The organism is Burkholderia sp. Bmkn7 (genome assembly GCF_041103175.1).
In the GTDB taxonomy this organism is placed as follows: Bacteria; Pseudomonadota; Gammaproteobacteria; order Burkholderiales; family Burkholderiaceae; genus Burkholderia; species Burkholderia cepacia.
In genome coordinates this window covers 1,752,794-1,773,131 of record NZ_JBGCUH010000002.1, presented here as the reverse complement: position 1 = coordinate 1,773,131, position 20,338 = coordinate 1,752,794, and the positions used below count along the sequence as shown (strand labels likewise).

Annotated in this window: 19 protein-coding genes and 1 pseudogene; 15 read left to right on the top strand and 5 right to left on the bottom strand. The window is 65.2% G+C overall.

The window, feature by feature from the left end:
• Positions 1-154 precede the first annotated feature (154 nt).
• The gene (locus tag AB3K92_RS13910) at positions 155-1,036 is read left to right on the top strand and encodes a helix-hairpin-helix domain-containing protein (RefSeq protein ID WP_021162072.1); all 882 of its coding nucleotides are present in this window, start codon (positions 155-157) and stop codon (positions 1,034-1,036) included.
• Between the two features lie 5 nt (positions 1,037-1,041).
• Here AB3K92_RS13910 and AB3K92_RS13905 read toward each other — a convergent pair whose 3' ends face one another.
• Positions 1,042-1,860 (bottom strand): hypothetical protein, encoded by an 819-nt coding sequence (locus AB3K92_RS13905; protein WP_369465270.1) that lies wholly within the window; start codon positions 1,858-1,860, stop codon positions 1,042-1,044.
• A gap of 114 nt (positions 1,861-1,974) precedes the next feature.
• Complete coding sequence (locus tag AB3K92_RS13900; RefSeq protein ID WP_021162074.1) at positions 1,975-2,400, bottom strand: helix-turn-helix domain-containing protein; 426 nt, start codon at positions 2,398-2,400, stop codon at positions 1,975-1,977.
• A gap of 140 nt (positions 2,401-2,540) precedes the next feature.
• On the opposite strand from AB3K92_RS13900, the gene AB3K92_RS13895 reads away from it, so the two are divergent.
• On the top strand, positions 2,541-3,038 hold the full coding sequence (locus tag AB3K92_RS13895; RefSeq protein ID WP_059677091.1) for a DUF2938 domain-containing protein: 498 nt from the start codon (positions 2,541-2,543) through the stop codon (positions 3,036-3,038).
• 264 nt (positions 3,039-3,302) lie between these two features.
• Here AB3K92_RS13895 and AB3K92_RS13890 read toward each other — a convergent pair whose 3' ends face one another.
• On the bottom strand, positions 3,303-3,743 hold the full coding sequence (locus AB3K92_RS13890; protein ID WP_021162076.1) for a MarR family winged helix-turn-helix transcriptional regulator: 441 nt from the start codon (positions 3,741-3,743) through the stop codon (positions 3,303-3,305).
• Between the two features lie 135 nt (positions 3,744-3,878).
• On the opposite strand from AB3K92_RS13890, the gene AB3K92_RS13885 reads away from it, so the two are divergent.
• Positions 3,879-5,408 carry a DHA2 family efflux MFS transporter permease subunit gene (locus tag AB3K92_RS13885; protein WP_369465269.1) on the top strand — a complete coding sequence of 510 codons (1,530 nt, stop codon included), beginning with the start codon at positions 3,879-3,881 and terminating at the stop codon, positions 5,406-5,408.
• Positions 5,409-5,445: 37 nt separating this feature from the next.
• On the opposite strand, the gene AB3K92_RS13880 is transcribed toward AB3K92_RS13885, so the two are convergent.
• Entirely contained in the window at positions 5,446-6,960 is a 1,515-nt protein-coding gene (locus AB3K92_RS13880; protein ID WP_021162078.1) for an acetyl-CoA hydrolase/transferase family protein, read from the bottom strand.
• A gap of 655 nt (positions 6,961-7,615) precedes the next feature.
• On the opposite strand from AB3K92_RS13880, the gene AB3K92_RS13875 reads away from it, so the two are divergent.
• The 11 genes and pseudogenes from AB3K92_RS13875 (at position 7,616) to AB3K92_RS13825 (ending at position 18,963) form a co-directional block, all read left to right on the top strand.
• Positions 7,616-8,296, top strand: a complete 681-nt coding sequence (locus AB3K92_RS13875) for a CDP-alcohol phosphatidyltransferase family protein (RefSeq protein ID WP_021162080.1) — start codon at positions 7,616-7,618, stop codon at positions 8,294-8,296.
• Positions 8,293-9,102: a 2OG-Fe(II) oxygenase gene (locus tag AB3K92_RS13870; RefSeq protein ID WP_059485097.1), complete on the top strand. Its 810-nt coding sequence runs from the start codon at positions 8,293-8,295 to the stop codon at positions 9,100-9,102. Before AB3K92_RS13875 ends, AB3K92_RS13870 begins: the two co-directional genes overlap by 4 nt.
• Positions 9,099-10,100: a TIGR00374 family protein gene (locus tag AB3K92_RS13865; RefSeq protein WP_021162082.1), complete on the top strand. Its 1,002-nt coding sequence runs from the start codon at positions 9,099-9,101 to the stop codon at positions 10,098-10,100. Before AB3K92_RS13870 ends, AB3K92_RS13865 begins: the two co-directional genes overlap by 4 nt.
• 36 nt (positions 10,101-10,136) lie before the next feature.
• Complete coding sequence (locus tag AB3K92_RS13860; RefSeq protein ID WP_021162083.1) at positions 10,137-10,904, top strand: NTP transferase domain-containing protein; 768 nt, start codon at positions 10,137-10,139, stop codon at positions 10,902-10,904.
• Complete coding sequence (aepX, locus tag AB3K92_RS13855) at positions 10,901-12,586, top strand: phosphoenolpyruvate mutase (RefSeq protein ID WP_021162084.1); 1,686 nt, start codon at positions 10,901-10,903, stop codon at positions 12,584-12,586. The genes AB3K92_RS13860 and aepX overlap by 4 nt, the downstream gene beginning before the upstream one ends.
• Positions 12,583-13,764: a phosphonopyruvate decarboxylase gene (gene aepY, locus AB3K92_RS13850; protein ID WP_369465268.1), complete on the top strand. Its 1,182-nt coding sequence runs from the start codon at positions 12,583-12,585 to the stop codon at positions 13,762-13,764. The genes aepX and aepY overlap by 4 nt, the downstream gene beginning before the upstream one ends.
• Positions 13,764-14,828 carry a 2-aminoethylphosphonate aminotransferase gene (locus AB3K92_RS13845; protein ID WP_369465267.1) on the top strand — a complete coding sequence of 355 codons (1,065 nt, stop codon included), beginning with the start codon at positions 13,764-13,766 and terminating at the stop codon, positions 14,826-14,828. The genes aepY and AB3K92_RS13845 overlap by 1 nt, the downstream gene beginning before the upstream one ends.
• 395 nt (positions 14,829-15,223) lie before the next feature.
• Positions 15,224-15,982 (top strand): hypothetical protein, encoded by a 759-nt coding sequence (locus tag AB3K92_RS13840; RefSeq protein WP_369465266.1) that lies wholly within the window; start codon positions 15,224-15,226, stop codon positions 15,980-15,982.
• A 607-nt stretch (positions 15,983-16,589) separates the two neighbouring features.
• Positions 16,590-16,748 (top strand): annotated as a pseudogene (locus tag AB3K92_RS13835) (HNH endonuclease); the annotation flags it as partial.
• A gap of 60 nt (positions 16,749-16,808) precedes the next feature.
• Positions 16,809-17,963, top strand: a complete 1,155-nt coding sequence (locus AB3K92_RS13830; protein WP_226233744.1) for a hypothetical protein — start codon at positions 16,809-16,811, stop codon at positions 17,961-17,963.
• A gap of 181 nt (positions 17,964-18,144) precedes the next feature.
• Complete coding sequence (locus AB3K92_RS13825) at positions 18,145-18,963, top strand: multidrug ABC transporter ATPase (protein WP_124587609.1); 819 nt, start codon at positions 18,145-18,147, stop codon at positions 18,961-18,963.
• Between the two features lie 18 nt (positions 18,964-18,981).
• Here the strand turns inward: AB3K92_RS13825 and AB3K92_RS13820 are convergent, their stop codons facing one another.
• Positions 18,982-20,133 carry an acyltransferase family protein gene (locus AB3K92_RS13820; protein WP_369465265.1) on the bottom strand — a complete coding sequence of 384 codons (1,152 nt, stop codon included), beginning with the start codon at positions 20,131-20,133 and terminating at the stop codon, positions 18,982-18,984.
• Here AB3K92_RS13820 and AB3K92_RS13815 point away from each other — a divergent pair.
• Complete coding sequence (locus AB3K92_RS13815) at positions 20,125-20,322, top strand: hypothetical protein (protein ID WP_124587607.1); 198 nt, start codon at positions 20,125-20,127, stop codon at positions 20,320-20,322. The genes AB3K92_RS13820 and AB3K92_RS13815 overlap by 9 nt on opposite strands.
• The last annotated feature ends 16 nt before the right edge of the window (positions 20,323-20,338 follow it).

The following is a 20,338-nucleotide window of genomic DNA, read 5'->3' as shown; positions in this document are numbered from 1 at the left end:
CCCGATCGGCACGACCGTGCGCCTCGCACCTGTGCTACGTTTGCTATTGACGTGCGTCAAGTTTTCTTCAACGCGTGTCGCGACAATGATGAAACGCCGACCGGCGCATCGTTCGCCGTGTCCATTCCGTTTGTGCTTCCCCGGGTCCCTCGCGATGCAGACGAGCGCCAGCCAAACGTACGAGGAAAACCGGCATATCGCGGCCTGCCTGCGCGAGGCGGCGCAACGGCTGGCTGACCAGGGTGCGAATCCTTACCGGGTCGCCGCGTACCGCGCGTCGGCCGGGACGGTCGAAGCGCTCGACCTCGACATCCGCACGCTGTTCGAGTCCGGCGGCGTCGATGCGCTCGGTACGTTGCCCGAGATCGGCACGGGCGTCGCCCAGGCGATTGCCGAGCTGCTGGTGACCGGGCGCTGGCGGCAGCTCGACCGGCTGTGCGGCGACGCCGTACGCACCTCCGCATTCGAAGCGGTACCGGGTATCGGCCACGCGCTCGCGTTACGCATTCACGACCTGCTTCACATCGATACGCTCGAGGAGCTCGAACGCGCGGCCCGCAACGGCCAGCTCGAAACGATCTCGGGCGTCGGCCCGCGGCGCGCAGCCGGCATCCGCACCGCGCTCGACGACGTGCTGAGCCGCCGCCGGCGCTGGCAGGGCCACGTGCAGGACGCCGGCCCCGGCACCGAGCCTCCTGTCGAACTGCTGCTCTACATCGACCGCCTGTACCGCAACAAGGCCGCCGCCGGCGTGTTGCCGACGCTCGCGCACCGGCGCCTGAACGTGGACGGTTACGTGCCGTCGCCCGTGATGCACATGACCAAGGGCGGCTGGCATTTCACGGCGCTGTGCCTGCTTGCCGCGATGCGCACGCCGGAGGCCTCCCGCCCGACCGACTGGGTCTCGCTCTATTTCTACGACGCCGGGCAGCGCGAACACCAGCGCACCGTCTTCACCGAAACGGTCGGCTCGCTCGTCGGCAAGCGCATCGTGCGCGGGCGCGAGCAGGAATGCCGCGTGTACTACGCGGGCTGAGTCAGTCAGTCGTCGGAGGTTTCGTCGACGTCGAACGCCACGCCGAGCACGGACGCGATCTCGCGACAGGCATGAGTGAGCGCGCGTGTGCGGCGACCGGAATATTCCACCTCGAGATCGAACCAGGTCGAATACGACACGTAATCGGCGCCGCTTTTCCGGTTCGGCACGTCGAACCACAACGTCACCGTGTAGCCGCCCTTCCAGCGTATCGGTATCACCCGCGTGAGGCGCAATCTCGTGATCGCGCCGTGACGGAAGCGGAAGCTGTCGTCGCCCACGCGGAACCCCGACCATGCGCCGTCGTTCGACACGAACACGGTCAGCGTTTGGTCAGGTGGCGCGGCCGGCACGCGATCCTCGACGGCAAGTTCAGCCATCGACACCATCGACGCGCCCGAATCGCCGTGCCCCGTCTCGACGTCCACATACGATTCGATCGTCCGCTTCGCGTTGTCGTAGAAATAGCGCGCGACGTCGGGCCGCGTGTTGCCAGCCATCGGAAGCACTTGCTTGAATCGTGCATGCTCGCCGTATCGAAGCGGTACGTCGGGCGCATCGCCGGCGTCTTCGGCGTCGTCAGCCGGTTCGTCGTCGGGACTGTCGGCCGGTACGGCCTGCGCGGTCGTCTCGGGCTGCCCGGTGCCCCCGCGCCGTCGCTTCACCCAGGCACTTCCCCATGTCAGCAGGGCAGTCTGCGCCGCCAGCACGGCCGCCATCGTCGCGCACCCCGCGAGAAACCCGTAGTGCGGCCCGACCTTCGATGCCGCATATGCGGCCGGAAGCACATAAAGCACCAGCAATGGCGCAAGCAATAACGACACGCGTCAACCCCGTTGTTCCTGCTTTCGTTTTCGAATTCCGGCCGGGAATGGCGGCGCCGCCACCCTGCCGCCGGACTGCTGATACCACCCGCACATCGCGAGGGCGCGCTACACCTATGCGCCGTCCGCCTTCGCGCGACGCGCCGGATTGCGATGCGCGGCAATGCGCAGCAGCTTCTGGAACGACGGGCATTCGAGATGGTTCGCCGCCGGGCACACGGCCGCGTGCCGCAGCGCATCGCGCACGGCGCCGAGACGGCGGATCGTGCGGTCGAGTTCGTCGGCCTTGCTGTCGAGCTTCGCGCGATCGATCGCAGGCAGGCCGTCCGTGTCCACCATCGCGAGGATGTCGTCGAGCGAAAAACCGGCCTCGCGGCCCAGCGCGATCAGGGCCAGCCGCTCCAGCACCGACTCGTCGTATTGCCGCCGCAGCCCGTGGCGGCCGATCGGGACGATCAGCCCCTTTTCCTCGTAGTAGCGCAGCGTCGACGCGGGCAATCCCGAGCGCCGCGCCACATCCGCAATGTCCAGCCGACTCATGCTTGACCTCAAGTGAACTTGAAGTTGCAAGATAGGCGCTCGACTCCACAAAGACAAGCCCTGACTGCCATGAAACCGCCGAAACCACGCTGTATCCCGCTGCGCCGCGCGGCCGTCACCCTCCGCGCCGGTGGTCCGCGATGAGCCTGCCCGACGTCGTGCTCAACCTGTTGCCGATCGGCACGGGCGCCACGCTCGTGATGGATCTGTGGGCGCTGTTTCGCCGGCGTGCATTCGGCATTCCGTCGCTCGACCATGCGCTGGTCGGCCGCTGGATCGGTCACATGACGCAAGGCCGGTTCCGGCACGCGTCGATCGCCGCCGCGCCGCCCGTGCCGGGTGAACGCACGCTCGGCTGGATCGCGCATTACGCGATCGGCATCGCGTTCGCGGCGCTGCCCGTCGCGATCGCGGGCACCGCATGGATCGGCACTCCGACACCGCTCCCCGCGCTCGTCGCCGGCCTCGCCAGCGTGGTCGCGCCGTTCTTCGTGATGCAGCCCGCGTTCGGCCTCGGCATCGCGGCGTCACGCACGCCGCACCCGGGCGTCGCGCGCCGGCGCAGTGTCATCGCGCATCTGTCGTACGGCGTGGGACTTTACCTGGCGGCGTTCACGCTGGCAGCACTGCCCCGTTGAGCACGCCGTCTTGCCGAAGCCGTGACGGGTAGCGTCGGCTCCACGGAGCCGACGTCGACGCCCGCACAAGCGCTTCGTCGAAGTGTGCCGGGCGCTTTGTCCCGCGCGAGCCGAGCGATGGCCGCGTCGGGCCGCCGCGCAACGGCGAGGCAATGTCCACGCCCATGCCGTCATACGGGCCAACGTGGCACGCTTGCGCACGGCCACCCGGTCTTCCCGTTGCGGTCAAAGCGTGCATCCGGCCGGCCCGGATGACGCCACCCATCACTCCCCGCCGCAGTCGATCAGGTTGTGGCGCACGCGCCCGAGCAGCCGCACCAGCGTATCGCGCTCGTCGGGCGTGAAGCCGCGCAAACCGTCGTCGACGACGGTGTCACCCACCTCGAGCATCTGCGGAAAGATCTCGCGCGACTTGTCGGTCAGCCGGATCACGAATGCACGGCGATCGTCGTCGTTCGCGACGCGCTCGATCCAGCCATAACTTTCCATCCGGTCGAGCAACCGGGTCAGCGAGATCGGCGCGATCTCGAGCCATTCGGCGAGCCGCGCCTGATTCATCTCCCCCTTCCACGTCAGGTATGCGATCACGCGGCTTTGCGCGCGCGTCAGCCCGATGCGCTTCGCGCGCCGGTCGAACAGGCGCCCGTTCAGGCGGGCCACGTCGGAAATCAGGTAGCCGATCCGGTTCTCGTAGGTCTTGTCCATGCGGGGATTATAGGGTCAAGCCGACAGCCGCCCATCGCTCGCGGCCCGGCGATAAGCGGATCTATAATAAGCGTGCTTATAATTCCAGCGATACCGGATCGCCGCCCACGGCGACCGCCCCACGGAGACACCCGCTTGAACCCCGCCGCCGACGCCCCCGCCTCGCCCGCCCTGAACCGGCCGATGCTGACCCTGTCGATCATGCTCGCCACGCTGATCCAGACCCTCGACAGCACGATCGCGAACGTCGCGCTGCCGCACATGCAAGGCACGCTGTCCGCGTCGCAGGACGAGATCACGTGGGTGCTGACCTCCTACATCGTCGCGGCGGCGATCGCGACACCGCTCACCGGCTGGCTGTCCGACCGGCTCAGCGTGAAGCGGCTGCTGATCGTGTCGATCGCGGGCTTCACGGTCGCATCCGCGCTGTGCGGGCTGTCCGAGACACTCGTGCAGATCGTCGGCGCCCGCCTGCTGCAGGGCGTGTTCGGCGCCGCGCTGGTGCCGCTGTCGCAGTCGATCCTGCTCGACATCAACCCGCGCGAGAAGCAAGGCCAGGCGATGGCGATCTGGGGGATGGGCGTGATGGTCGGCCCGATCCTCGGCCCGACGCTCGGCGGCTGGCTCACCGACAGCTACAACTGGCGCTGGGTGTTCTTCATCAACGTGCCGATCGGCGCATTTGCGCTGGCCGGCGTGATGACCTTCCTGCCCGCCCGCGCGCCGCGCCCGCACGTGAAATTCGACGCGTTCGGCTTCGCGACGCTGGCGCTCGCGATCGGCGCGTTCCAGGCGATGCTCGACCGCGGCGAACAGCTCGACTGGTTCGGCTCGTACGAGATCCGCATCGAGGCGATCGTCGCGGCGCTCAGCTTCGCGTTCTTCCTCGTGCATACCGCGACCGTCGGCAAGGCGTCGTTCTTCAAGTCGGAACTGCTGCGCGACCCGAACTTCGCGACGGGCACGCTGTTCATCTTCGTGGTCGGCGCGGTGCTGTACGCGACGCGCGCGCTGCTGCCGCCGATGCTGCAGAACCTGATGGGCTACCCGGTCGCGACGACGGGCCTCGTCACCGCGCCGAGCGGCGCCGGCACGATGATCGCGATGCTGTTCGTCGGCAGGCTGCTGAAATACGTGGATGCGCGGATGCTGCTGCTCGCGGGGCTGTCGATTTCCGCGCTCGCGCTATGGCAGATGATGCAGTACACGGTCGTGCTGTCCGAAGCGGACATCGTGTGGCCGGGCGTGGTGCAGGGCTTCGGGCTGGGGCTCGTGTTCGTGCCGCTCAGCGCGCTGTCGTTCTCGACGTTGCCGCCCGACCTGCGTGCGGACGGCACGGCCACCTACAGCCTGATGCGCAACATCGGCAGCAGTATCGGCATCTCGATCGTGCAGACGCTGATGACGCGCAACACGCAGGTGTCGCACGCCGATCTCGCCGCGCAGATCACGCCGTTCAACCCGGCCGTGCAGGCGATGGCCGGCAGCCGTCTCGACATCGCGCTGCTCGACCGCACGATCAACCAGCAGGCTTCGATGATCGCCTACCTGAACGACTTCAAGCTGATGTTCGTCGCGACGCTGCTGATGATTCCGCTGTTGCTGCTGATCCGCCCGCCGCAGAAAACGGCGAACGTGGAGATCGCGCACGCGGCGATGGATTGACGATGCGACGGGCGCGCGCCCGTCGCAGGCCGAACCGTCAGGCCTTCATCGTCCCGGTACGCACGTAACGCTCGTGCCAAGACAGCGCCTCGGCGAGCAGGTGCGGCGTGTGCTTGCCGAAGCTCTCGCGCGACGCACGCTCGAAGTAATCCTCGAGCATCGGCCGGTAGTCGGGATGCGCGCAGGTCGCGATGACCTTGCGTGCACGCTGCTTCGGCGACAGGCCGCGCAGGTCGGCGAGGCCCTGCTCGGTGACGACCACCGCGACGTCGTGCTCGGTATGGTCGACGTGGCTCGCCATCGGCACGATCCGCGAGATCGCGCCGCCCTTCGCGGTACTCGCCGACATGAAGCACGACAGGTAGCCGTTGCGCGCGAAGTCGCCCGAGCCGCCGATGCCGTTCTGGATCTTCGTGCCCATCACGTGCGTCGAGTTCACGTTGCCGTAGATGTCGGCCTCGATCATCCCGTTCATCGCGATGCAGCCGAGACGGCGCACGAGTTCCGGATGGTTGCTGATCTCCTGCGGGCGCAGCACGATCTTCTCGCGGAACGTCGCGATTTCGTCGGCGAAGCGCTGCACGGCGGCCGGGCTCAGCGACAGCGCGGTGGCCGACGCGAAGCTCAGCGTACCGTCCTGGAGCAGGTCGAGCATGCCGTCCTGGATCACCTCGGTGTACGCGGTCAGGTTCGAGAAGCCGGCCGAGCTGAGCTCTGCGAGCACCGCGTTCGTGATGTTGCCGACGCCCGACTGCAGCGGCAGCAGGTTTTCCGGCAGGCGGCCGCGCTTCACTTCGTGGCGCAGGAAATCGATCAGCTGGTGCGCGATCTGCTTCGACGTCGCGTCCGGCGCGGAGAACGCGTTGCTGCGATCCGGTGCGTCGGTCTCGACGATCGCGACGATCTTCTCGGCCGGGCAGCGCAGATACGGCTCGCCGATCCGGTCGTCGCTCTTCGTCAGCGGAATCGGCTTGCGGTGCGGCGGCAGCGCGGTGCCGTAATAGACGTCGTGCATCCCGTCGAGGCCGAGCGGCTGGCGCGAGTTGACTTCGAGGATCACGTGCTTCGCGCGTTCGAGCCACGTCTTGTTGTTGCCGATCGAGGCGGACGGAATCAGCAGGCCGTCCTCGCGGATGCCCGCGACTTCGACGATCGCGACATCGAGATCGCCGTACAGCCCGAACCATGCGTATTGCGCGACGTGGCTCAGGTGGACGTCCTGGTAGTCGACTTCGCCGCCGTTGATCTTGTCGCGCAGCGTCGGGTCGGACTGGTACGGCAGGCGCATCGAGATGCCGTTGGTGCGGGCAAGCGCGCCGTCGAGTTCCGGTGCGGTCGACGCGCCCGTCAGCACGTTGATCCGGAAGTCCTCGCCGCGCGCGTGGGCCGCGTCGATGTGGGCGGCGAGCGCGGCCGGAACGGCCTTCGGATAGCCCGACCCCGTGAAGCCGCTCATGGCGACGGTCATGCCGGGACGGATCAGCGCGGCGGCTTCGTCGGCGGTGCGGACGAGCGAACGCAGGGCGGGAGCGAGGATGCGTGATGAAGACATGGCTGGATTTCTGATGCTCTGGTCTGTCGTTGACGTCGCTGGGGGTGTCTCCTGAGCGACATGAAGCCCTTGTGGCCGCGACGGGCGGCCGGCACCACAGGCATGGTCGGAGTATCTCAGAGGCGGTCGCCGCGAAATGTCCACCGTATGAAAAAGATCGTTGCCGGATTTGCCGCGTATCGAACGGCCGTTCTGTGACAGGCGCCCCGTTCAATTCGAATGCACATGAAAGGTGCACGAAAGCATCGGACATAACGACCGGTCGACGATCACCAATCCGCACACGTCAATCGACGGATTTCCACTGCGATTCATCGCCTGTCGATCGGCAATGGTCGATGCCGTATCCGGCGCGGCCAATTGTCACCTGATGCCGGTTGTGCCGGACTGACGCACGTCAAGCCCGCACGCGCCGCGCATCCCCCGCCGGGATGCGCGAAAAACACCGCCGCACCGGCCTCCGAGGCCCGTCCGTCCTTGACAGGCACGCCATGCGAACCACACTGGAATACGGATCCCGCAGCCCCGTTCGGCCGCCCTTTCGCGCACGCGTTTTTCGGTCGGCCGATCGTCGCAAGACGCGGTAACACTCGCTCATGTCAGGACATTGATCGAATAAAAAGCAACAAATTACAATTCCGTATATATTTCGCCGATGGACCAAAGAAAAACCGCCACACGTTCCGAACCGCCCCTGCCACGCACCTGGGATGCGCGGCTCGCGCGCTCGCTTGTCCGACCGCTCGTCGACACGCCCGTCACCCCGAATCACCTCACCACCGTTCGTCTGCTGATCGGCCTCGCCGGCGCCTGGTGCCTCGCGCACGGCGGCTTCGGCTGGAGCAACGCAGGCGCGTTCCTGATCGTGCTGTCGAACTTCGTCGACCACACCGACGGTGAGCTCGCCCGCATCAGCGGGAAATCCAGCAAGATCGGTCATTTTTACGACCTCGCGGCGGACGCGCTCGTCACGATCGCGCTGTTCGTCAGCATGGGCCTCGGCATCGTCGCCCAGGGCGGCCAGATGGCCGCGTCGCCGGTGCTGCTCGGCGCGGTGGCCGGCGCCGCCGTCGCGCTGATCTTCTTCCTGCGCATGCGGATCGAATCGATCGCCGGCAAGGCCGGCACCAAGCAGGCGTTCGCCGGCGGCTTCGAAACCGAAGACGTGCTGTACCTGCTGCCGCTCGTGACGCTCTTCGACGGCGTCGAGCCGTTCCTGCTCGCGGCGTCGATCGGCGCCCCGCTCTTCGCCGCATGGGTCGTGATCGACTGGTGGCGCATCGTCCGGCGCGGCAACGTCGCGCAGAATCCAACTGAAATCCAGGCTTCCAAATGACTCCTAGCACGCGCGACGACTCCGTGCTGAGCCCGGCACGCCCCGCGCCTGCGCGCGCGGCCGCCGCCGATCCCGATCGCACCGTGGCCGACTGCGTCGGTTCGCTCGACCTCGACCGCCTGCGCGGCGACTACACGCGCCAGGGCTCGTTCCTGTACCTCGACGCCTTCCTGCCGGCCGACGCGCACGCGAAGCTCGCGGCGGCCGCCCGCGCGATGCAGGCCGGCCTGAACCGCAATTACCTGCCCGGCCACAAGCAGGGCGGCAGCGTCAGCCGCCATACGATCGACGAGCAGGCGCCGTACATCGCCGAGCTGTATCGCTCGAAGGCACTCATCTCCTTCCTGGAGAAGGTCACGGGCGACAAGCTGATGCTGTCGCCGGACGACGATCCGCACGCGTATGCGCTGTATTACTACACGAAGCCCGGCGACCACATCGGCTGGCACTACGACACGTCGTACTACGACGGCCGCCGCTATACGCTGCTGATCGGCGTGATCGACGAATCGTCGTGCCGTCTCGACTACGAACTGCACACGCGCAATCCGGATGTGGCCGACGAACCGGGCTCCGTCCAGATCGCCGACGGCGGCATCGTGCTGTTCGACGGCGACAAGCTGCGCCACCGCATCACGCCGCTGGGCCAGAACGAGATGCGCGTGTCGCTCACCTTCGAATACGTGACGAACCCCGGCATGCGCCCGTGGAAGCGCTTCATCTCGAACATGAAGGACGCGATCGCGTATTTCGGCTTCCGCCAGGTGTTCAAGCAACTGGCGACGCGACGCCCGACCGGGTCATGACACGCGCCGGCCTGATTCTGCTGTCCCTCGGGACCGCACTCTTCGTCGCGCTCCTGGCCTGGCAGGGCGTCGGCGCGGTCGCGTCCACGTTCCTCGCGGCCGGCTGGGGGCTCGCGCTCGTCGCGGCGTTCCACGTCGTGCCGCTCGTGATCGACGCGATGGCGATCTCCGTGATGTTCCGCCACGGCCAGCCCGGCGCCGAACTCGGCAATGCGCTGCGCGCGCGCTGGGTCGGCGAATCGGTGAACAGCCTGCTGCCCGCCGGGCAGATCGGCGGCCCCGTGCTGATGGTGCGCCACCTCGCGCAACGCGGCACGCGGATGGCCGACGCGGCGGCCGCCGTCACCGTCAGCACGACGATGCAGGCGCTCTCGCAAATGGCGTTCGCGCTGATCGGCATCGCCGCGTTCAGCCTGTACGCCACGCACGAATCGGTCGCGCACCTGCGCACGCCCGCGTTGATCGCGACCGGCGTGCTCGGCGCCCTCGCCGCGCTGTTCTACGTCGCGCAGCGGCGCGGGCTGTTCGGCCGCGGCCTGCGCCTCGCGTCGAAGCTGCTCGGCCCGCGCGACTGGTCGTCGCTGGCGACCCGCGCCGACGCGATCGACGACGCGGTCGGCGCGCTGTACCGCGATCGTGCGAAGGTCGCAAAGACGTTCGCACTGAGTCTCGTCGGCTGGATCGTCGGCACCGCGGAAGTGTGGCTCGCGCTGCACTTCCTCGGGCACCCGGTGAGCTGGCTCGACGCGCTGCTGCTCGAGAGCGTCGGCCAGGCCATTCGTGGCGCGGCCTTCGCGATCCCGGGCTCGCTCGGCGCGCAGGAAGGCGGCTACCTGCTGCTCGCGCCGCTGGTCGGACTGCCGCCCGACGCGGCGCTCGCGCTGTCGCTCGCGAAGCGCGCGCGCGAACTCGCGCTCGGCCTGCCCGGCCTGCTCTATCTGCATTTCAGTGAAAGAAACTGGCAGCGGCGCCGTGCGCCGCAGCCGCTCGCCGACTGATCGTTCAGATCCGCCGGCTTTTTGGTTGGAGAACCCATGCGAGCCATCATTCTTGCGGCAGGCCTCGGCTTGCGCCTGCAACAACCGCCCGAGGCACAGTTCCCGAAGTGCCTGCTGCGCTTCGACGACGTGTCGCTGCTCGAGCGCCATCTGCGCGTGCTCGATGCCGCGGGCGTCGACGAAATCGTGCTCGGGCTCGGCTTCCAGGCCGAGAAGGTCGAGCAGGAATTGAAGCGCCTCGGCCGCCAGGCCGAGATCGTGGTCAACGAACGCTACGACCTCGGCAGCGTGCTGACCGTGCATACCGTCGCCGACGCGATGACGCGCGGCGGCGACGTGCTGCTGATGGACGCCGACGTGCTGTATGACGAGAACATCCTGCACGCGCTGGTGGCCGATGCCGACAAGGCGGTCGATCGCCTGTTGATCGACCGCGACTTCGAGGCCGGCGACGAACCCGTCAAGCTGTGCCTGAAGAACGGCGTGCCGGTCGAGCTGCGCAAGCAACTCGCGGTCGACCTCGAATACGACACGATCGGCGAATCGGTCGGCTTCTTCCGCTTCACCGAAGGTACCGCGCGCCGCCTCGCGACGATCGTCGCGGGCTACGTCGACAGCGGCCGCGCGAACATGCCGCACGAGGAAGCCGTGCGCGACCTGCTGCTCGAAGGCGGTCATTCGTTCGACGTCGCCGACGTCACCGGCTCGCCGTGGATCGAGATCGACTTCCCGAACGACGTCGCCCGCGCCACCCAAGAAATCCTCCCCCTGATTCAACGCACCACCGCAGGAGTCGCACGATGAACGCACGCGAACCCAACTTCACCGAATCGCGCAGCGCCCGCCTGCGCCGAATGCTCGTCAGCAGCGATCTCGAATTCCTGATGGAAGCGCACAACGGCCTGTCCGCGCGGATCGTCCGCGAGGCCGGCTTCAAGGGCATCTGGGCATCGGGCCTCGCGATCTCCGCGCAGTTCGGCGTGCGCGACAACAACGAAGCGAGCTGGACGCAGGTCGTCGACGTGCTCGAATTCATGGCCGACGCAAGCGACCTGCCGATCCTGCTCGACGGCGACACCGGCTACGGCAACTTCAACAACGTGCGCCGCCTCGTGAAGAAGCTCGAACAGCGCGGCATCGCGGGCGTCTGTATCGAGGACAAGCAGTTCCCGAAGACCAACAGCTTCATCGGCGGCGAGCGCCAGCCGCTCGCGGAAATCGACGAATTCTGCGGCAAGATCAAGGCCGGCAAGGATTCGCAGACCGATCCCGACTTCTCGATCGTCGCGCGTGTCGAAGCGCTGATCGCAGGCTGGGGGATGGACGAGGCGCTGCGTCGCGCGAACGCGTACGCGGAAGCCGGCGCCGACGCGATCCTGATCCACAGCAAGCTGTCGCGCCCGGACGAGATCCTGCAGTTCGCACGCGAATGGAGCGGCAAGGCGCCGCTCGTGATCGTGCCGACCAAGTACTACAGCACGCCGACCGACGTGTTCCGCCAGGCCGGCATCAGCACCGTGATCTGGGCGAACCACCTGATCCGCGCGTCGGCATCCGCGATGCAGGCGACCGCGCGCGAGATCCACGAGAGCGAAACGCTGATCAACGTCGAGGACCGCGTGGCATCGGTCAACGAGATCTTCCGCCTGCAGGACGCCGACGAATACTCGGCGGCCGAGCGCATCTACCTGTCGTCGTCGTCGCGCGCGTCGAACGCGGCGATCGTGCTCGCCGCGAGCCGCGGCAAGGGCCTCGAAGCCGTGACCGAAGACAAGCCGAAGGTCATGCTGCCGGTCGCCGGCAAGCCGCTGCTGCGCTGGCTCGTCGACGGCTTCAAGACGCACGGCGTGAACGACATCACCGTGGTCGGCGGTTATCGCGCCGACGCGATCGACACGTCGGGCATCAAGCTCGTCGTCAACGAGCGCCATGCGCAGACGGGCGAACTCGCGTCGCTCGCATGCGCGGCCGAACGCCTGACCGGCGACACCGTGATCTCGTACGGCGACCTGCTGTTCCGCAGCTACATCGTGCGCGACCTCGCGGAGAGCGAGGCCGAGTTCAGCGTGGTGGTCGATTCGTCGCTGACGGAAACCAACCAGAGCGTGCGCGATTTCGCGCTGTGCTCGGCGGCCGACGATCGCGGCCTGTTCGGCCAGAAGACCTACCTGCAACGTGTATCGAGCGACGTCGCCACGGGCACGCCGCACGGCCGCTGGATCGGCCTGCTGAACGTGCGCGGTGCCGGTGTCGAGCGCCTGAAGGCGATGCTCGCGACGCTGCAGGCGCGCGACGATTTCGACACGCTCGACATCCCGTCGCTGCTCAACGAACTGATCGCCGCCGGCGAGAAGATCGAGGTGCAGTACGTGCACGGCCACTGGCGCGGTGTGAACGACCTCGAAGACTTCCGCCGCGCGGGTGACTTCGCGCACGGCCAGACGCCGCTGTCCGAACCGGGCACCGGCAACGGGGGCGCGCAATGATCGAAGCGGCACAGTTCGTCGAGGCCGCGCGCGAGCGCGGTTTCGACTGGTACGCGGGGGTGCCCTGCTCGTACCTGACGCCGTTCATCAATTACGTGCTGCAGGACCCGACGCTGAATTACGTGTCGGCCGCGAACGAAGGCGACGCGGTCGCGCTGATCGCGGGCGCGACGCTCGGCGGCAAGCGCGGCATCGCGATGATGCAGAACTCGGGGCTCGGCAACGCGGTGAGCCCGCTCACGTCGCTGACCTGGACGTTCCGCCTGCCGCAGCTGCTGATCGTCACGTGGCGCGGCCAGCCGGGCGTATCCGACGAGCCCCAGCACGCGCTGATGGGCCCGATCACGCCCGCGATGCTCGACACGATGGAGATCCCGTGGGAGACGTTCCCGACCGACCCCGAACAGGTCGGCCCGGCACTCGACCGCGCGATCGCGCACATGGACGCGACGGGCCGCCCGTACGCGCTCGTGATGCAGAAAGGCAGCGTCGCGCCGTATGAGCTGAAGGCAAACCCGGCGGCCAGGCCGCGCGCGCATGTCGCCGCGCAATCGTCGACGCGCGCCGCGTCGGCCGACGCGTGGCCGACCCGCCAGGACGCGCTGCAGCGCGTGATCGCGCACACGCCGGTCGATTCGACCGTCGTGCTCGCATCGACCGGCTTCTGCGGCCGCGAACTCTACGCAATCGACGATCGCCCGAACCAGTTGTACATGGTCGGTTCGATGGGCTGCGTGACGCCGCTCGCGCTCGGCCTCGCGCTCGCACGCCCCGACCTGAAGGTCGTTGCGGTCGACGGCGACGGTGCCGCGCTGATGCGCATGGGCGCGTTCGCGACGCTCGGCACCTACGGCCCGGCGAACCTCACGCACGTGCTGCTCGACAACGGCGCGCACGAATCGACGGGCGGCCAGGCAACGGTGTCGCAGCACGTGTCGTTCGCGGGTGTCGCGGCGGCATGCGGCTACGCGTCGGCGGTCGAAGGCGACACGCTCGACGTGCTCGATACGGCGCTGGCCGGATCGAGCGACGGTGCGCAGTTCGTGCGCCTGGCGATCCGCACCGGCGTGCCCGACGGCCTGCCCCGCCCGACCGTCACACCGGTCGAGGTCAAGACCCGTCTGATGCGGCACATCGGCGCCGCGCAGACCGAAGCCCACGTTGAAGGAGCCCATTGATGCTGCTGCTGAACCCCGGCCCGGTCACGCTCACCGAACGCGTGCGCCGCAGCCTGCTGCAACCTGACCTGTGCCATCGCGAAAGCGAATTCTTCGATCTGCAGGACGAAGCACGTGCGCGCCTCGTTGCCGCGTACGAGCTCGATCCGGCCGAATGGACCGCCGTGCTGATGACGGGTTCGGGCACGGCCGCCGTGGAAAGCATGATCGCGGCACTCGTGCCGCAGGACGGCAAGCTGCTGGTGATCGAGAACGGCGTGTACGGCGAGCGGATCACGCAGATCGCGACGCAGTACGGGATCGCCCATGATGTGCTCAAGCATGAGTGGATGCAGGCGCCCGATCTCGCGCAGATCGCCGCGCGTCTCGATGCGGGCGGTTACTCGCATGTCGCGGTGATTCATCACGAAACGACGACGGGCCGGCTGAACGATCTCGGCGCGATTGCCGGGGTGTGCCGTTCGCGCGGCGTGAAGATGCTCGTCGATGGCGTCAGCAGCTTCGGCGCGGAAGCGATCGACTTCGCCGGCGGCGACATCGACGCGGTGGCCGCGACCGCGAACAAGTGCCTGCACGGTGTGCCGGGCGCGGCGTTCGTGATCGTGCGCCGCAGCGCGCTCGCGAAGGCTGCAAGCCGCACTTACTACCTCGATCTCGGTCGCCTGGCAAAGCTGCAGGATCAGCGCAATACGCCGTTCACGCCTTCCGTGCATGCGTATTACGCGCTCGTCGAGGCGCTGCGCGAGTTCGATGAGGCTGGCGGCTGGCGTGCGCGTCATGCGCATTACAAGGCGCTCGCCGATCAGGCTCAGGCCGGGCTGGCGGCGCGCGGGATGCCGCTCGTGCTGCCGGAAGGTGAATCGTCGGTCGTGCTGCGCGCGTATCGGTTGCCGCAGGGTGTGACGTACGAGACGTTGCATGACGGCTTGAAGGCGCGTGGTTTCGTGATCTACGCGGGGCAAGGCGGGTTGTCGAAGGAACTGTTCCGGATTTCGACGATGGGCGCGATTCAGGCGGCTGATGTCGAGCGGTTGCTGGACGGGTTTACGGCGTTGACGCGGTAAGCGTTGGTCGCACCTTCGTCCATGAAAGGCCCGCAAGGGCCTTTTTTTATTCTTCGCAAATCTCGGGGGACACGGGACACGCTGTCGGTAATCGGCCAGAAGCGGACGTTCGACAGCCGCCCGCAATTCGTCGACAGTCGAGCCGGTGCAAGTAGGCCTTCTGTTGGAACACCCCTAAAGATTTTTTGCGGCGCGCCGTAACAAAGTGATTTGGGACAGTTATGTCGACGCCTAACGCAGTTGCGCCATCCTCATGGAAGTCGAAGGCAACTTTTCTGATCTCGGTAGCCCTATCAGCCGTGCTCGCCGCAATCGGAACATACTATTCGACTATGTACGCGAACCTAGCGTCATCTGCGAGTGACCAAGCGACGCGGTATGTTGACTTCCAGATAGTGAAAGAAAACAACGTGACTGGGTTTTTTCAGATTCCAGGCGTTACTCTGTTGTACAAAGATGAAAAAGGGAACTCTCTCAAGGCTTTGAGCCTTGTCAAAGTCGAACTGCAGAATTTCAGCTCGCGCGATATCGCTAGTGTGGATCTTCAAATCGATGCGACAGCGCGAAATGACGCTCCGCCGGCACTACAGACCTTCCGTATCGGAAATGGTTCTGCGGAGGATTTCGACGCCGAGAAGAATATCACGCAGACTGTCAAGCATGGGACGCTTTCAATCTCCATTCCTCTGAAGAGCATCAACCGCACTGAAGCGTTCGCGCCTACGCGAACGCTTCTTCTCTATTTCAAAGGGGCGTCGGCGCCCGATGTGATGGTCTCCACAAATGCTGCCGGCGTCTCCGCTAGGCCGTTCGCATATCAGCACTATCTGGACTCAGAAAACAGCCATCAGTCATTCATCCAGCGCTATGGATCGCAGATCGTCATGGTCAGCAACACCGCACTGTTTGCGCTATGGTTTGGCTGCTCGACCTGGTTGATCGTCGCTGGTCGGAAGCGCGAAGTCGCAAATATGGTTCATGCAGTAGCAGTAGTTGAGAACATGATCCAAGGACTCCCATCCCAGCCGATTCCGCCAGCACAACAGCATGACTTCGCAAAAAATTTCGTTTTCGAGTTCTGGTGCGCGGCATACCACCGAGCATGGCGCATAAGTAGACTTCTCTCGGTTGCCCCAGATCGTTCGAAACTTTGAAACAGCGACGGTGATTGGGAACTGGGAGGCTGCTGGCTACGAAGTCATAGTCATCCCTTTTACATAGCGAAAGAAGAGCGGGTGAAATTTAAGCGTCTTGCCGGTGCGAGGTCACGAGACCCGGGAAGTCAGGACGACCGCATACTGCAGGCGTCGCCCTTGCTCCTCTCCGCGACCTTTCTATTAACCTGAACCGGACCTGACGGATAACCGGAGACCGTACGCGACAGGTCCTGTCTTTGAGCGGCCCTGAGAGTTCGAGCGATAGCGGTACCCGATGGTCCTTCCCGTCCTCGTAATGCGGAACGCGACGGGTCATGAACTGATTGAGCGGCCGAGGCTGCCGCGCGGGCGGTTGTACCGCCTCACCAATTGGATTGGTATCCGGCCGGATTCGCCTGCGAAACGCCCTACCTAGCTATTATGGGCCTTTCAGCGCGTGGCACTTCCCCGACTGACGCTCTAGTATTGCGGAGTCGATATCTAATAACATCATTCAATTGCGCCCTACTAGCGCCTTAGGTCGCAGCAATGATCCCCCCGCTTGATCGTGGCAACTGCACCACCTCTCGCCTCCATCTGATTCTCCGCTCTGACGGAATTTACAATGTCGACCACGTGCTACCTGTGTGATAAGCGATTTAATGAAACGACAGTACTCAAGCATAGCGAACATATTGTCCAGAACGCTTTAGGTGGCGGCCTGCTGTGCGATGACATCCTATGTCAGGCATGCGGCTGTAAGCTCGGCGATTCAGTGGACGGCCCCTTTGCCACCGCCCTCTCCCCGCTCACGACGCTCCTGGACACTCCACGAGACCGGGGGATGCATTCTCAGACCCAAGTACAACTGCAGACGAACGACGCCGATGCAAAGGTGCTTGAGCAAGTGCGCCTCGTCTTAAAGAACGACTTCAGCCTGGTGCCAGTGCGGCCGGTGCTGGTCAAGAGTGTCACCGCAAAGGCGGTCACGGTCGTCGCTGCGACTATCAAGCAGGCCCGCCAGTACAAGAACTCACCCGACGTCAAGGCGCTCGTGGCGGACGGTTACACCATCGAGCTAAGCGATAACGCTGCCCCTTACGCGGAGCGCCTGCTTCTATCCGCCCGCCCCGACGCGCCCGAAGTTCTCCGGGGGATTCTTAAGATCGCAATCGGGTTTGCAAGCTTCCACGGCGTCGAGCGCAAATATCTCGCCCACCTGATGACACAAGATGATCTGACTCAGTCGGAATCGGTGCTGCGTTCGACAATCTTTTCGTATTACCCGGTAGAGGATGTGGAGCGCTTGTTCGAGACCGAAAAGCATGTCCATGAGGACTGGTACCCGACTCACCATCTTTATCTCTTCAGTCACGACCGAGATCTCTACTGCTACGTGGAGTTGTTCGGCGTGGTGCAGAAGTACGTGCACCTCAGCAGTACCTACGACGGCCATCGCTTGTTAGAGAAGTTCGTCCAAAAAGCAGAAAAGTGGGAGTTTGAGGAGAGCTGGTTCACTGCACGAACACTGAGTGACCTGCATGTTCTGGCGGGCCAGTTCGGCGTGTCGATGGAGGACCATACTTGGGACGAGATCCAGGACGAGGTGCTCCACCGTGCCCGAGTCCGCCCTTACAGCCTCGAACCGGATGAGACAATCGAAAAGGTCCAGTGCCTAGTGTTCACGCTCGCGCAGTACGCCCGCCTGTCCAATGCGCAACATTTCGAGGTCGTTCGGGATATGTTCGAAAAGGCAGAGGCCGCGAAGACCAAGCTGGGCCTGACGCTGCTCGATGACCTACGGGCTAACCCACTGTCAGTTATGAAGCTGTTGAACAAGGACTTTAATGAATTCCGTATCGGCACTTTGGCATGCAGCCGTCCCGATCAAGTCAGGTGCGTGCCGGCTGCAGACCTCGAGCGATACGTAGCTTACAAGTTCTACGAGTTGCTGCGCGCAAAGAGACTGGAATCGGAGCTCGAGTACCAGTTGCTCTGACTGGGATATTGATCGGAAGTGGTCAGCGAGTCATCAAGCCGTTCGATGAGTCTGTTAGGCAAGCAAACTAATTCTGTTGCATAGCTCAATTCCGATTAAATTTCGACGAACTAGCGATGTTCGCTTTCGGTCGGCAGCGACACCCACGAACATCTACGAAGAACCATTTCCGATCGTGACAATGAGAACCCTTCGCTTCGCCCCGCTGCTGGCGCTCGCCGCCTCCCCCATCATTCACGCCGCAGACAGCCAGCCTTGCGGCGACGAAACCGTCACCGCCGTCGCCCGCTGGGCCGGCATCGCGAGCGCACGTATCGCCACGCGCGATGCGGACCGGCTCGTCGTCGCGTCGTCATGCAAGGTCATGCCGAACGCGCCAGCGACGACGATCGCGGCTGTCGCGTTCGATTCGCTGCCGAAAAGCAAGAACCCGGACGAAAGTAACAAGTTGCAGGTCCTCGCGCTCGTCGAAGGCGGCAAGGTCGTGGCCGCCGACCGGTCGGTGATTCAGGAAGATGCGGCGACGGAGATCGGCGAGAACAGCTATCGCATCGACACGGCACCCTACCGGCTGTCGCCCGAGGTGCGTGCATTCGGCGTCGTGTTCACGAGCAGCGCGCGGGGACCGAGTTGTCCCGATGCCGACGCAAGTGAAGAATTGACGCTGTGGGTGCGCGAAGGCAACCGTATCCGTCCGGTGTTCGGCACCAATCTCTACGGCTGGGTCAGTGTTGAAGGTGAGGCTTGCGGCGCCAGCTTGGGTGACGCGACCAGCGAAGACGCCCACATGACGATCGCCGTCGAAAAGACCTCCAGCCACGGTTTCGCAGACCTGTCGATCACTGCACACATCACAAAAAACCAACGCAAGGACAACGAATACTCGGATACGGGCAAGCGCACCGCACGCATGATCGTGCGCTACGACGGCAAGTCATACGGCATCGATATGTTCCGAAACTTCTGGTATTCGCCAGCCGCAATGAAGCGCTTCAAGTAAGGCCGGGGCGTAACGCCCCTACTCCACCACCTTCGCCCCGATCGCATCGCTCGACGCGGGCATCCGCAACGCATCGTCCCGCATGCGTCGCGCCTCACGCGCCGTATACCGATCCTTCAACCGCAGGAACGGTTTCTCGACGAGGAAGTAACTGGCCGTCGCGGCCATCAGCGCCCACACGATCCCAAGCGGAAATGCGTGCGCAACCGGCAGATCCGGGTTCGCGAACGGCTGCTGCCACAGATAGAGGCTGAACGAGATCGTGCCGACGAACACGACAGGCTGCGCACGCAACCATCGCGCACACCAGAATTCGCTGCGGAAATTCAGCACGACGATCACGATTGCGATCAGCGCGGCTTCGAGCGTCACGCCGTACGTCGCATTCCAGAAGCCACCGAACCGATGTTCGGCGAGCGGGCCGCCGATCAGCACGACCACGATGATCGCCGTCACGATGCGCGTCTCGCCGCGCCACGAGAGAATCCACGCTTCGAGCCGTTCGCGGTTGAGCGACGCATAACAACCGATCAGGATCGGATCGACGCCCGTGTGAAGCATCATCCCGAGTTGCCCGCGCAGCGCGGGCGCCACGAAGTACGTGACGGCGCGCACCAGCGGCACGACCAGGATCAGCGCGGCCAGCCAGCGCGTACCGCCGCGGCGCATGCCGTACACGAACAGCAGCGGCCAGAACCAGTAGAACTGTTCCTCGAGCGCGAGCGACCAGAAATGGCCCAGATACCACGCACCGTCCGGATGCAACGCGTTGTCGCCGGTCAGCCCGAACCACGCCGAGTAGTTCCACAGGTGCAGCGCCGCATACAGCCACTGCCGGCGATCGACGTCGAACCAGCCGGCGAAGGCCACGATCGCGACCGCCGCGAGATAGACGTAGCACGCCGGCCAGATCCGCAGCGCGCGACGCACGTAGAACGACGTCAGCGCGATGCCGCCCGTGCGCGCGAATTCGGCGCGCAGCACGTTGGTGATCAGGAAGCCGCTGAGGACGAAGAAGATCAGCACGCCGAGCCGGCCGTCGGCGATCAGCCGCAACGGCGCGTACCAGCCCGTGTAGCCGCCGGGCAGCACGTGCTCGGCGTGTCCGACCACGACCATCGCCACCGCGACGGCGCGCAATCCGGTCAACTGCGTGACGCGATGGTTCATCGGCTGGTTTCCGTCGGCACGGTGGATGGGCAGCAGACCAGCGCCGCCCTCGCTTCGGCACGCCGATATGCCGCCGGGATTTTGTATGAAAAATATCGGAATGAAATTGCTTCAAAAATCGCCGCGACACACCCCGCCAACGACGCTGCGCCCGAACGAGCCGACGCCCGGCGCGGCGAATGGGCATAATGACAAGCCTTGTCCG